Origin of the sequence: Thioalkalivibrio sp. AKL7, assembly GCF_000381705.1 — a bacterium.
Taxonomy (GTDB): Bacteria; Pseudomonadota; Gammaproteobacteria; order Ectothiorhodospirales; family Ectothiorhodospiraceae; genus Thioalkalivibrio; species Thioalkalivibrio versutus.
The window spans coordinates 1-13,489 of the sequence record NZ_KB906953.1; the positions used below are offsets into that span (position 1 = coordinate 1).

13 protein-coding genes are annotated in these 13,489 nt (G+C 67.5%); all 13 read right to left on the reverse strand.

The genetic code is table 11. The features are described 5' to 3' along the window. Nucleotides 1-312: 312 nt before the first annotated feature. Nucleotides 313-1,149, reverse strand: a complete 837-nt coding sequence (locus G315_RS0110415) for a ferritin-like domain-containing protein (RefSeq protein ID WP_019612485.1) — start codon at nucleotides 1,147-1,149, stop codon at nucleotides 313-315. A 25-nt stretch (nucleotides 1,150-1,174) separates the two neighbouring features. Further along, complete coding sequence (locus G315_RS0110420; RefSeq protein WP_019612486.1) at nucleotides 1,175-2,746, reverse strand: multicopper oxidase family protein; 1,572 nt, start codon at nucleotides 2,744-2,746, stop codon at nucleotides 1,175-1,177. Beyond that, entirely contained in the window at nucleotides 2,743-5,262 is a 2,520-nt protein-coding gene (locus tag G315_RS0110425) for a heavy metal translocating P-type ATPase (protein WP_019612487.1), read from the reverse strand. Before G315_RS0110425 ends, G315_RS0110420 begins: the two co-directional genes overlap by 4 nt. Nucleotides 5,263-5,273: 11 nt before the next feature. After that, entirely contained in the window at nucleotides 5,274-5,405 is a 132-nt protein-coding gene (locus G315_RS14810; protein WP_017925682.1) for a hypothetical protein, read from the reverse strand. A 108-nt stretch (nucleotides 5,406-5,513) separates the two neighbouring features. Beyond that, a complete protein-coding gene (locus G315_RS14755) occupies nucleotides 5,514-5,870 on the reverse strand; it encodes a hypothetical protein (RefSeq protein WP_196793817.1) in 357 nt (118 codons plus the stop codon). Between the two features lie 91 nt (nucleotides 5,871-5,961). Further along, nucleotides 5,962-7,434, reverse strand: coding sequence for a cardiolipin synthase (cls, locus tag G315_RS0110440; protein WP_018144043.1), 1,473 nt, complete (start codon nucleotides 7,432-7,434; stop codon nucleotides 5,962-5,964). 7 nt (nucleotides 7,435-7,441) lie between these two features. Continuing rightward, nucleotides 7,442-8,635, reverse strand: coding sequence for an O-succinylhomoserine sulfhydrylase (locus G315_RS0110445; protein ID WP_019612488.1), 1,194 nt, complete (start codon nucleotides 8,633-8,635; stop codon nucleotides 7,442-7,444). Nucleotides 8,636-8,688: 53 nt separating this feature from the next. After that, entirely contained in the window at nucleotides 8,689-9,798 is a 1,110-nt protein-coding gene (gene alr, locus G315_RS0110450; RefSeq protein WP_026182002.1) for an alanine racemase, read from the reverse strand. 7 nt (nucleotides 9,799-9,805) lie between these two features. Continuing rightward, nucleotides 9,806-11,164, reverse strand: coding sequence for a replicative DNA helicase (gene dnaB / locus G315_RS0110455; protein WP_018144046.1), 1,359 nt, complete (start codon nucleotides 11,162-11,164; stop codon nucleotides 9,806-9,808). A 79-nt stretch (nucleotides 11,165-11,243) separates the two neighbouring features. Further along, nucleotides 11,244-11,693 (reverse strand): 50S ribosomal protein L9, encoded by a 450-nt coding sequence (gene rplI, locus G315_RS0110460; RefSeq protein ID WP_018144047.1) that lies wholly within the window; start codon nucleotides 11,691-11,693, stop codon nucleotides 11,244-11,246. A 68-nt stretch (nucleotides 11,694-11,761) separates the two neighbouring features. Next, nucleotides 11,762-12,697, reverse strand: a complete 936-nt coding sequence (locus G315_RS0110465) for a hypothetical protein (protein WP_018144048.1) — start codon at nucleotides 12,695-12,697, stop codon at nucleotides 11,762-11,764. 30 nt (nucleotides 12,698-12,727) lie between these two features. After that, nucleotides 12,728-12,952 (reverse strand): 30S ribosomal protein S18, encoded by a 225-nt coding sequence (rpsR, locus tag G315_RS0110470; protein ID WP_018144049.1) that lies wholly within the window; start codon nucleotides 12,950-12,952, stop codon nucleotides 12,728-12,730. Nucleotides 12,953-12,994: 42 nt separating this feature from the next. After that, a complete protein-coding gene (rpsF, locus tag G315_RS0110475) occupies nucleotides 12,995-13,399 on the reverse strand; it encodes a 30S ribosomal protein S6 (protein WP_018144050.1) in 405 nt (134 codons plus the stop codon). Nucleotides 13,400-13,489 lie beyond the last annotated feature (90 nt).

A 13,489-nucleotide genomic window follows, 5' to 3' on the forward strand; every position in this document is an offset into this window, starting at 1 on the left:
CCGTATGGAGCCCCTTGCGGAAGGGTGCTCGGGCCGGGAGAAGGCGCTGGATGTCTGAGCGAAGCCGAAGGCGCAGCGAGTTCAGCGCCGCCGGCTCGAGGGCCCTGGAGCAAGGTTCCCGGGCGAAATCCGGGGGCCCTTCTTTGGGTACTTTCTTGGGCAAGCAAGAAAGTACCTCGCGGCGCGCTCGCGAGTGAGCGCGTGGCAGGCGGTCAGACGAAGGCACGTAAACACCGGAGGATGAACCAAGACCAGCCTCGGATCGCGAAGACAAACACCATGTTGATGCGTTTCGCTGCGCTCAACGGCACCCTAGGAGGAGGTCGGGGCGGCGGCCTGAGTCTCCAGCTGGGCCATCTCGGATTCGGTGAAGCCGGCGGCGCGGCGTGCCGCGTGCGCGAATGGTGGACGCACGCGGCCGGGCATGTATTCGGCCAGCAGGTCGAGGAACAGCGGTTCGGGATCGAGACCCCGTGCCCGGGCCAGTTCGCGGAACCAGTGCGTACCAATCGCCACGTGCGCGACCTCCTCGCGCTGGATGATCTCCAAAAGGGCCACGGTGTCGGTATCGCCCGCCGCTTCCAGCCGCTGGATCATGCCCGGAGTCACGTCCAAGCCGCGTGCCTCCAGCACCCGCGGCACCAGCGCCATGCGCACCATCACGTCGTGGCCGGTCGCCAGCGCCGCCTCCCACAAGCCGTTGTGGGCGGGCAGATCGCCGTAGTCCGCACCCAGCTCGAGGAGGCGCGCCCGCAGCAGCCGGAAGTGCCGCGCCTCCTCCGCCGCGACCTGCAGCCAGTCGCTGACGAACGGCGCCGGCATGTCGCGGAAGCGGTACACGGCATCCAGCGCCAGGTTGATCGCGTTGAACTCGATATGCGCCACCGCATGCACCAGTGCGACCCGACCGGCAGTGGTATTCAGCCCACGCCGCGGCAGCTCCTTCGGGTGCACCAGCACCGGCCGCTCCGGCCGTCCCGGCACCTCCATGCGTTGCGGCGCGGGGGCATTCGCACCCTCCAGTTCATCCGCCCACCAGGCGCGCGCCAGCTCCAGCACACGCTCGCACTTGGCCTCCGGGTCGCGCTCGCGCAGCGCGGCCTCGGCCGCGCGGTAGACGGCCGGGTGCGGCCGCGGTCTTTCGCTCATGGCATCCCTCTGTCGCTACGCACGGTCAGGCCCGGACGCGCACATTCACCATCATGTCGTTGTCCTCGTGCTCCAGATTATGACAGTGGAACACGTAGAGCTGATCGCCAGCGTAGTGATGGGTGAAGTCGAGCGCGATGCGCACCGTCTCGCCCGGCCACAGCAGGACCGTGTCCTTCCAGCCCAGGTCCGTGACCGTCAGCCCTTCATCGTTCACGGCCTGCTGGCGCACGAAGTCCGGACCGCCCGAGCGCGACAGCACCTGGAACGAGAAGCCATGGATATGCATCGGATGCGGCATGCTGCGGCCCGCATTGCGGATGGTCCACACCTCCCGCGTGTTGGCATCCACCTCGATCGGCACCCGGTCAGGATCGTACGTCTCTCCGTTGATGCGCCACTGCATCGGTGCCATGTCCAAACGGATATCCCGCTGGCCGGCATCCGTCACGTCGATGGGCTCGATCCGTGACAAGCGCTCGGGCACCTCGGCGATGACCGCCTCGCCCTCCTGGACCACGAACTCGAGCAATGCGAGCGGATCGCCGTCGTGCATGCCGCCACCCATCATGCGACCCATGCCACGCCCCATCATACCGCCGCCCATGCCGCCACCGGCCATTGGGTCGAATTCCAGGCTGTGCAGCTCGAGCCGGTCGCCTCCGGCAAAGGCGGCGAAGTCGACCAGGACCTCCAGTCGTTCGCCCGGCGACAGGAAGGCCTCCCGGGCCTCCCGAGGCGACTCCAGCAGGCCCGCGTCCGTACCAATCACCTGAAACGGGACCGCCTCACCATCCGCCCGCAGGGCCAGGCGATAGATCCGGGCGGTGGAGCCGTTCAGCAGGCGCAGGCGATGGATGCGCCGCTCAACCTCGTGCGTCGCGGCCGGCGTCATATTCACCAGGACCTCGTCGCCGAGATAGCCCATCATCCGATGCATCGGGTTCGGCCGGTACACCAGATGGCCAAGCCGGTCGAAGCGCTTGTCCTGCAGTACCAGCGGCAGGTCGGTCTTGCCGAGTTCCAGCCCCAGCGCCTCGTTCAGCGCCTCGTTGTCGTCGTCGCTCACCAGCAGGAAGCTCGCCAGCCCCTGGTGGGCCTGGCGCGCCGTCCGGTGATGGGCATGGGTGTGATACCAGTAAGTACCGCCTCGGTTGGTCACTTTAAAGCGGTATTCGTACTGCTCACCGGGGTCGACCGTATGCATCGGATGCCCGTCCACCCGGCCCGGCACGTGCAGGCCATGCCAGTGGATGATCGTGCCCTCGTCGAGCTGATTGTCCAGGGTCACGTCCAGTTCATCGCCGGTACGCAACAAGAGGATCGGATTCTGGTATTCATCGCCGTTCATCTGCGTCCGGTACCAGAGGAACGGAGTCGCCTCGCGCCCCGGCACCGGCAGCCACCCCTGCTCCGCGACCAGGGTGAACGGCTCGTTGGGTGCGAGCACCGCAAACGGGCCGTCGGCGCCGGGCAGAAACAGGGCATTGTCGAACCGGGGGGCGGACACCGCGTGGTTGAACAGGCTCCAGCCGCCGAATGTGGTGATCACGGGCAGCGCCGCGGCCAGCCCCAGAAACTGACGTCGTCTCATCATTGCTTTTCTCCAGTACGGGATGCCGGCATGCTCCGGCGCAGCAGAATGGAATTGCCGATCACCGAGAGCGAGCTGGCGGTCATCGCGACCACACCGATCATCGGGTGCAGCAGGCCGGCCGCGGCGATCGGGATCGCGGCGCTGTTGTAGGCCCAGGCCCAGAACAGGTTCTGCACGATTTTGCGGAAGGTCAGCCGCGACAGCTGGACGGCCTCGACGACCTTGGTCAGCTCCCCGCGCACCAGGGTCACATCCGCGGCCTCGATCGCGACGTCGGCGCCGGCCCCGATCGCGATCCCGACATTCGCCTGCTGCAGGGCCGGGGCGTCGTTGATGCCGTCGCCGACCATCGCCACGTGCTCGCCGTACTCCTTCTGCAACTCGCGGATGGCCTCGACCTTGCCCTCCGGCAGCACCCCGGCGCGCACCTCGTCGATCCCCACCTGGGCAGCCACGGCCTTCGCGGTGCGCTCGTTGTCGCCGGTGACCATCACGCAGCGGATACCGAGGTCATGCAGTTGTTCGATCGCGGCCTGCGACTCTTCCTTGAGCGTGTCGGCGACCGCGACAATGCCGGCCGGCTGGTCGCCAATGGCCACCAGCATCGCGGTCTTGCCGGCATCCTCCAGTTCCCGCAACGACCCAAGCAGGGCCGACGGATCCAGGCCCTGCTCCTCCAGCAGCCGCTGGCTGCCCACCAGCACTCGTTCGCCGTCCAGGCGGGCCTCCACACCGCGCGCGGTGTGCGACTGGAACTGCTCGACCTCGGCGACCTCCAGCGCCCGGTCCCGCGCACCCTGCACGATGGCGTCGGCCAGCGGGTGCGCGGAACCGGCCTCCACGGCCGCCGCCGCCCGCAGCACGCGGGACTCGTCGAAACCCTCAGTCGGGATGACGTCGGTCAGCGCGGGCTTCCCCCGCGTGATGGTGCCGGTCTTGTCGAGCACGATCACCGCAATGTCCTTCAGAGTCTGGATCGCGGAGCCCGAGCGGATCAGCACGCCGCGCTCGGCCCCCATGCCGGACCCAACCATCAGCGCGGTGGGCGTGGCTAGCCCCAGCGCACAGGGGCAGGCAATGACCAGCACGGCGATCGCCGCCAGGATCGCCAGCACCAGCGGCGGGCGTTCGGAGTCGACCCAGGGCAGGAAGCCCTCGCCCCAGACCAGGATCGGCTGCAACGTCCCGGAGAACGCCAGCCAGGCCGCGAACGCGGCCAGCGCGATCACCAGCACCGCCGGCACGAAGCGCGCGGTGATGCGGTCCGCCAGCTCCTGCACCGGCACGCGCGAGCCCTGCGCCTCGTTGACCAGGCGGATTACCTGCGACAGGAAGGTATCGGCCCCGACGCGGGTCGCGCGCACCTTCAGCCGCCCCTGCTGATTCAGGGTGGCGCCGAGCACGGTGTCGCCCTCGCCCTTGTCCACCGGGACCGACTCGCCGGTGGCAATGGACTCGTCCACGGTGCTCTCGCCCACCACCACCTCGCCATCGGTCGGGACCTTCTCGCCCGGGCGCACGATCATCACGTCGCCCACCTGGAGCGACTTGACCGACACCTCGACCTCCTCGCCATCACGCTCGACCCGGGCGGTCTTCGCACCCAGGTCGAGCAGCTTGCGAATCGCGGACGAAGCCTCGCCCTTGGCGCGGTACTCCAGATAGCGCCCGAGCATGTGGAAGGCCATGATGGTCGCGGCCATCTCGATGAACGAGGTCATCGGATAGACGAAGCCGATCAGCCCCAGCAGATAGGGCGGCAGCGAGCCCATGGAGATCAGCACGTCCATGTTCAGGTTGCCGCTTTTCAGCGAACGCCAGGCGGACCGATGCGTGGCCGCGCCCCCCGCCAGGAACACCACCGGGAAGGCCAGCAACGCGATGATCAACAGATAGCCGGGGATCGGCTGCCAGAACATGTGCGGCATCATCAGGACCATGATCGCGATGGTCGGCGCCATCGCGAACCACAGACGGTTCCAGGCCTGCTTCACGTAGGCGGCGTCGATCGCCGCGTCGTCCGCCTCGCTGGCGGCGTCGTCGGTCTCCACCGCCGCCACGTCGTAGCCGGCCCCCTCCACAGCCGCGCGCAGGGCCTCGCCATCGGGCCCGTCCGGCGTCACCTCCACCGTCACGCGGTGGTCGGAGATGTTGGTGCGCACCGTCTCGATCCCGGCGAGCTTCTCGATCGCCGCGCGCACGATGCCGGCGCAGTGATCCGAACCCATGCCCGGCACCACCAGCCGCACCGAACCGGAGCTCCCGGCCTCGCTCTCGACCTGTGCGACGTCGTAGCCGGCGCCCTCCACCGCGGCGCGCAGCCCCTGCGGGTCGACCTGGTCGGGGTCATACCCCACCGTCACCCGGTGCCGGGCGATATTGGTCCCCACCGAGGTCACCCCCGGGGTCTTTTCCAGCGCCGAGCGCACGATGCCCCCGCAGTGGTCCGACCCCATGCCGGGGACGATGACCACCGCCTCGCGGGCGGTCGCCGGCTTCGTTTCTGACGTCGTCATCGCGTGACTCCTTACCGGCCACCGAACAAATACTTGATCAACGCGGCGATCGCGAGGATCAGCAGTACCAGGACCAGAAGCCCGATCAGGCCTCCGCCCAGACCCATACCGCCCAGCCAGCCAAAACCTTGTTCATTCATCATGATGGAGTCCTCCCAAGGACTTAAATTCAACGGCGATACGCGGTTTCGCGTATCGAGGGGGCGATCCGCAATCGCCCGGGGCCGGGCGGACGCCCGGCCAGGGAGGACTCAGAGAGGGGGACGCAGATCCGGGCCCGAACGGGCGCCGGGACCCATGGCCACGGCCCCCGGAACGGGGCGGGACAGCGATGCAGTGACCGGCTTGGTCACGGAGGAAGGCAAGGCGGAGGCCCCGCAGATACCGCAAACCGCGCACGGCATCTCGCAGCCCGAGAAGTCCGCCTGAACCGCGGGGTCCAAAGGCAGGGGTTCCGAGGGCGAGGTGGCGCCTTGATCCGGACAGTGGCCCGGCGTGGCGATTGCCGCCCCGTGATCCCCATGCATCATGCCCGCACCGGCGATCGGCGCCAGCAACAGCGCGGCGGCAATCAGCAGAGTCAGCAGATGGGACAGGGCTCGCGACACGGGCAGGCCTCGAAAGAGCATTCTTTTTACAAGTCTAGCAGCGTCGCGGACCGGTCACATGAGATAGATCAAGCAGGGAAGCACAACAACATTACAGCACCGGCGCCAGCAGGTAGGCGGCACGCGCGGCCACGCGGCGCCAGAGCGGGAGATCGTTCACGTCCTGCGGAGTCATCTCGCGGGAACGGGCGAAGTCGGCCTCGAACATGCGCGCCGTCTCGCGCGCGAAGGCCGGGTCCAGCACCAGTGCCGTGACCTCGAAGTTCAGCCGGAAGGAACGGTTGTCCAGGTTCACCGTACCCACGGCCGCGCCCATGTCGTCCACCACGAACGCCTTGCCGTGCAGGAAGCCTTCCTCGTAACGATAGATGCGCACGCCGGCGTCCAGCAGCGGCCCCAGGAAGGCGTAGGCCGCATGCGTGGTCAGCGGGTTGTCGGTGACCTCGGGAATCAGCACGCGCACGTCGACGCCGCTCAAGGCGGCCAGCTTGAGCATGCCCTGCACGCCCTCGTCGGGCACGAAGTACGGGCTGGCGATCCAGATGCGCCGGTCCGCCGCGTGGATCGCCTGCTGCATCATCAGGCTGGCGGTCTCGAATTCATCGGCCGGACCGGAGGGCAGGATCAGTACCGGGACCCCGTCCTCCGCCATGGTCGCCGGCTTCCATTCCAGCTCCGGGACCGCCTCGGTGGCCCAGTGCCAGTCCTCCAGGAACACCGACTGCAACGCGAGGGCGGACGGCCCCGCAATACGCAGGTGGGTGTCGCGCCAGGCACCGATTGCCGGATCGCGGCCCAGGTACTCGTCGCCCACGTTCAGCCCGCCGACCCACGCCTGTTCGCCATCGGCGACCACGATCTTGCGATGATTGCGGAAGTTCAGCTGGAAGCGATTGCCGCGTCCGCGGGTGGAGTGAAAGTGCTGCACGTGCACACCGGCCTCGCGCAGGGTATCCAGATAGGATCCGGGCAGGCGGTAGCTCCCGATCTCGTCATACAGGAAATAGACCTCGACACCGGCCTCGGCACGCTCCACCAGCCGGCGCTGGAGTTCGCGCCCGATCGCGTCGTCACGCACGATATAGAACTGCACCAGCAGGTAGCGCTCGGCCTGCTCGATGCCGCGAAAGAGGCTGTCGAAGGTCGCCTCGCCGTCCACCAGGAGCTCGACCTCGTTGCCGTGGAGAAACGGCCAGCGGGCGAGCTGCTGTACGCCATCCAGATGCTTGCTCGGTTCCTGCGCGACGTACTGGTGCGACCACAGCTCCTCGGTCTTCGGCTGCAGCGCGCGGGCCAGGCTGGAGTCCTCGTCGCGGCGCGCCACGACATAGCCGCGAAACTCGCTGGCGCCGAACACCCAATAGGCCGGGACAGCCACATACGGCACGGTGTTGAGTGAAACGATCCAGGCCACCGCGCCCTGCGATGTGCGGGTGGACATCAGCGCATCCAGCGAGGACAGGAAGCCCAGCAGGTGGAACGCAATGACCACAGTCAGCAGGACGCGCCAGCGCGGGCGCCGCCGGCGCGGCTGCGAACGGGCCTCCCCGCTGGAAGCCGACATACCCGTCTCAGCCCAGGGCGTCGAGGCCGCGCGCCAGATCGCGCTGGATGTCGGCGACCGCCTCGAGCCCGACCGCGACCCGCACCAGGGCCTCGGTAATACCTTGGGCCTCGCGCTTCTCCGGGTCCACGCGACCGTGGGTAGTGGTGGCCGGATGGGTAATGGTGGTCTTGGCATCCCCCAGGTTCGCGGTGATCGACAGGAACTGCGTGGCGTCGATCACCGACCAGGCGGCGTCGCGCCCGCCGGCGACCTCGAAGCTGAGCACCCCGCCGAAGCCGCTTTGCTGCTGCTTGGCGATCGCGTGCTGCGGGTGATCTTCGAGGCCGGGGTAATGCACGGCGGTGACCGCGGGGTGGGATTGGAGCCACTGCGCCAGATTGAGCGCGTTATCGCTGTGCGCACGCATGCGCAGGGGCAGCGTCTCCAACCCCTTCAGGAACACCCAGGCGTTGAACGGCGACAACGTCGGACCCGCGGTGCGCAGGAAGCCGTAGACCTCCTTGCCCACCCGCTCGGCGTCGCCCACCACGGCACCGCCGAGGCAGCGGCCCTGGCCATCAAGGAACTTGGTCGCCGAGTGGATAATGATATCAGCGCCCAGATCCAGCGGGCGCTGCAGGATCGGCGTGCAGAAGCAGTTGTCCACCGCGAGCAGCACGTCGTGGCGATGGGCGATGTCGGCCAGCGCACGGATATCCACCACCTCGCCCAGCGGGTTGGATGGCGTCTCGCAGAAGTACAGCCGCGTGTTCGACTGCGTCGCCTGTTCCCAGGCCTCGAGGTTCGACAGCTCGACGTAGGTCACCTCGACGCCGAAACGCGCCAGGTAGTTGTTGAACAGCACGGTGGTGGTCCCGAACACCGAGCGCGAGCAGACCACGTGATCACCCGCCTTCAGCAGGCCCATCATGGTCGCGAGGATTGCGGACATCCCGGAGGCGGTCGCCACGCAGGCCTCGCCCCCTTCCAGCGCGGCCAGGCGGTCCTGGAAGGTGCGCACGGTGGGGTTGGTGAAGCGCGAATAGATATTGCCCGGGACCTCACCTCCGAAGCGCGCGGCGGCCTCCGCGGCATTGCCGAACACGAAGCTCGAGGTCGGGAAGATCGCCTCGGAGTGCTCGCCCTCGGGCGTGCGCTGGTAGCCATAGCGGATGGCGACGGTCTGTGGGTCGTATTCGCTGGGATCGAAATCGGTCATTGGGGTCTCTCGGGCCACGGATTGCTGACCGGACAGTGTACCCGGCGTTTCCGTCAGTTTCCGGGCTGCAGCCGGTCCGCCACGCGCGTGAGCACGTCGTAGCTGATGGTGCCCGCCGCGCGGGCGACCCGCTCCACCGGCAGGCCCTCGCCCCACAACGTCGCCATGGCTCCGACCTGCACCTCCGGCAACCCGGACAGGTCCACCGCCAGCATGTCCATGGAGACACGTCCGATCAGGGGGCAGAGCCGGTCCTGCACAAGGATCGGCGTGCCCGACGGGGCATGCCGCGGGTAGCCATCGGCATATCCCATTGCCACGATCCCGGCACGGCCCGGAGCGGCGGCGGTCCAGGTCGCGCCATAGCCCACCGTACTGCCAGGCTCGAGAGGCTGGGTGGCGATGATCGGGGCGCGCACGGTCATCGCCGGGCGCAGATCACCGTCCGGGCCCTCCGGGAGGTGCTCGACGGGGACCGAGGCCGGATGCGCGCCGTAGAGCATGATGCCGGGCCGGGCCCAGTAGTCACCCGGCGCCGCCGACCCCGCACCGCGGCCCCAGCCGGCGAACAGGGCCGCCGAATTGGCCACGCTACGGAGCCCCGGGAAAGCGGAAACCGACGCGCCGAATTGTTCCAGCTGGCGGGCATTCTGCGGATGTCCGGGCTCGTCGGCGCACGCCAGGTGCGTCATCCAGTGCAGGCCACCGCACCCGTGCCCGGCGGCCTGCAAACGCGTGGCGACGCGCTTTGCCACCTGCGGCGCGAAACCCAGGCGATTCATGCCGGTGTTGAGTTTGACCCAGACCACGGGAAGCACCACGCCAGCGGCGTCGAGATGGTCAAGCTGCGTCGCGTCGTGCAGCACGGGCTGCAGGTCGAATTCGGTACAGGCATGCGCCTCGGAGACGTCGCGGGGGCCCTGCAACACGAGCAGCGGGCCGCGGAAGCCGGCAGCGCGCAGGGCGCGGGCCTCGCCAATCTGGGAAACGGCCAGCCCGTCGCTCGCCTCGGCCAGGGCCTCGGCCGCCCACAACAGACCATGGCCGTAGCCCTCGGCCTTGATGACCGACCACATCGGAACGCCCGGCGCCAAGCGGCGCGCCACACCCAGGTTGTGCCGGAGTGCCTCGGGATGGAGCTGCATACTGGCCGCGCGTCTCACGTCGTGCCTAGTGGCCGATCTCGCCGTAAACGTCGGGGGCGTAGTTCTCGAAGCGGGTGAACTGCCCGTGGAAGGTCAGGCGCACGGTCCCGATGGGGCCATTACGCTGCTTGGCAATAATGATCTCCGCCGTGCCCTTGTCGGGCGACTCGTCGTTGTAGACCTCGTCGCGATAAACGAAGGCGATGATATCCGCATCCTGCTCAATGGCCCCGGACTCGCGCAGGTCGGACATCACCGGGCGCTTGTTCGGACGCTGTTCCAGCGAACGGTTGAGCTGCGACAACGCGATCATCGGCACACTCAGCTCCTTCGCCAGGGCCTTCAAGCCACGCGAGATATCCGAGATCTCGTTGGCGCGATTCTCGCTGCTGCCGGGGGATTGCATCAGCTGCAGGTAGTCGACCACGATGAGCCCCAGGCCCTTGTGTTCACGCATCAACCGCCGGGTCCGAGCTCGCAGCTCGGTGGGCGAGAGCGCCGGGGTATCGTCGATGTACAGCGGGGCCTCGGACAGCATCTGCACCGCGCTGGTCAGGCGCGGCCAGTCGCCATCCTCCAAGCGTCCGGAGCGCAGCTTCTGCTGGTTGATCCGCCCCATCGAGGACAGCAGGCGAATGGCCAGCTGCTCACCCGGCATCTCCATGGAGAAAATCGCGACCGGCTCGGAGTTTTTCATCGCCACATACTCGGCAATGTTCATCGCGAACGAGGTCTTCCCCATCGAAGGCCGCCCGGCCACGATCACCAGATCGCCCGGATTCAGCCCCGAGGTGAGGGCATCCAGATCCTGATAACCGGTGGCAATCCCGGTGATTGGATTCTGGCTTTCGTAGAGATACTCGATCTGGTCCACCGCCGCCGTCAGCAGTGGCTTCATCCCGCGAAAGCCCTGGGCCCCGCGCGCACCCTGCTCGGCGATACGGAAGACCTTCTGCTCCGCCACGTCCAGCAGTTCCTTGGAACCGCGGCCGTCCGGGGTATAGGCGGAATCGGCGATCTCGGTACCTACCGAGATCAGCGAACGCAGGATAGAGCGCTCGCGGACGATATCCGCATAGGCCACGATGTTGGCCGCACTCGGCGTCTCGGCGGCCAGCCGTCCGAGATAGGCCATGCCCCCGGCCGATTCCAGCTCGGTCGTGCGATCCAGCTGCTCCGACACGGTGACCATGTCGAACGGGGCATTACGATCCGCCAACGCGGACACTGCCCGGAAGATCAGGCGGTGATCATGGCGGTAGAAGTCGTCTGCAGTGATGCGGTCCGCCACCCGGTCCCAGGCAGCGTTATCCAGCATCAACCCTCCGAGGACCGCCTGCTCGGCCTCCTCGGAATGCGGGGGGACCCGCGGGTTCGGGATCATGGGCGAGTTCATGCGACGAACCCGCCCATGTGCCGGGTATCAGCGACCCGGTGGGGCCACCCTCCCGACATCCGGCGGATCACTCTTCGCCGATCACGACGACGCGGATGTCGACGTCCACGTCCGAGTGCAGGTGCAGGCCGATCTCGAATTCACCGGTGGTGCGCAGCGGACCTTCCGGCATGCGCACTTCGCGCTTTTCGACTTCGGTACCCTTGGCGGTCAGCGCGTCGGCGATGTCCGCCGGGCCGATGGAGCCGAACAGCTTGCCTTCGCCACCGGACTTCGCGGTGATCTCGAGCACGGTTGCGTCCAGCTTTTCCTTGCGGGCCTCGGCCGCAGCCAGGGCCTCGGCCGCCGCCTTTTCCAGTTCGGCGCGACGCGCCTCGAATTCGGCGATGTTCTCGGCGGTGGCAAACTTGGCCTTGCCCTGCGGCAGCAGGAAGTTGCGCGCAAATCCCGGACGCACGTTGACGCGGTCGCCCAGGGTGCCCAGGTTATCGATCTTTTCCAGCAGAATGACTTCCATCTTTGGTATTCCTGTAACGTTTGATCAGCCCCCGAAGGGGCGCATTCTACACCGGTCTCGGACCGGTCTCACGGATTGTTGTCACTGTCCTGCCCGCCCTGCGCGGAACCGGGGCCCAATCGCGAGCGGATATCCGCCCAGGCGTCGATCACCCCGATGGTGGCCAGCAGCAGAAACATCTGCGGCATGGCCAGGGCCAGGAGCACGTACATCCCCACCAGCCAGAAGCTGCTCATCCCCTGCCGGAAGGTCAGCGCGTGCATCAGCGCGATCCCCTGCAGGAAGAACAGCACCGCCAGGATGAACGCCAACTCCGTGGCCACCGGGACCGGACCCAGATGCCCGATACCGGCCAGCAACAGCGTGACGGCACTCAGCATCCGCCCGAACTGCAGGCCCCGGAACTCCTCGCCGAACGCCCCCGGGTTGTACAGCAGTGCCTGCCAGTAGCGACCCAGCAGCACGGCCAGCGTCAGGCTCAGCAGCAGGATCCCGGCCAAGAGCCCGGTCAGGTACGGCGCCGCGCGGCGCAGCCCCGCCTCCAACTCCTGTGGCCCGGTCTCGCTGCCCTCGACCAGAGGCCCCAGCAGGACCATGCCCGCCTCGGCCCAGGTGGACTCCAGATCCGGCACCAGCAGGTGCACGGCCAGCACGCCGATCCCGGCGACCGCGGCGGCGACCTGCAGCGTCATGCGCCACGAGATCGTGCGCCGCAGCAGCTCGGCGAGCAGCGCCACTGGCGCCCACTGCACAACCCCGGCGACCACCCCCGCGAACAGCGGGGCCTCCGGGATCAGGACAAACATCGCCACCCCGAGGACCACTGCGGACAGCACCATCACCAGGAGTGCTTGGCGCAGGCCGATGCGCAGCCCTACGAGGGCGATCAGCGCACTGCTGAGCAGTGCCACCGGAGGCAGGAACAGGCCCGCCACACCAAAGCCGGAAACCGCGCCTACGGCGCGGCTCCGGCTTTTCATCGCAAATTCGGCCAGTACGCGCATGGCGACGGCCCCGGCGAACCGGTGCGGGACTTAGTGGTTATCGCTGTACGGCAGCAGGGCCAGGAAGCGCGCACGCTTCACCGCCGTGGCCAGCTGGCGCTGATATTTCGCGCTGGTGCCGGTGACACGGCTGGGCACGATCTTGCCGGTCTCGGTCACAAAACCCTTCAACAGATTCAGGTCCTTGTAGTCGATGTACTCGATGCCTTCAGCGGTGAACTTGCAATACTTGCGGCGACGCGGAAAACGGGCCATGTCAGATCTCCTTCAATCAATCGGTCAGCGAACGGGCGGGATTTACTCGGCGGAAGCCGAGTCGTCGGAGGCGCCTTCGCCACCCTCGTCGTCGCGCTCGCGGCGACGGCCCTTGCCACTCTCCTCTTCCTGGCCCTTGGCCAGCGGGGAGGTCTCGGTCACGGCCTCTTCCATGCGCATCGCCAGGTGGCGCAGCACGGCATCGTTGAACCGGAAGGCACTGGCGAGCTCTTCCATCGCCTCTTCCGAGGCCTCGATGTTCATGAGCACGTAGTGGGCCTTCACCAGCTTCTGGATCGGGTAGGCCAGCTGACGGCGGCCCCAGTCTTCGAGGCGGTGGATCTTGCCTTCATGACCTTCGACCAGGCCCTTGTAGCGCTCGATCATCGCCGGGACCTGCTCGCTCTGGTCCGGGTGGACCAGGAATACAACTTCGTAATGACGCATCGGGAACTCCTTGCGGGTATCAGCCTCCCGTCAAATGCGGTGAGGCAAGGGTTCGACCCAGCGGACGCAGCCGCAGGGCAGAAAGGCGCG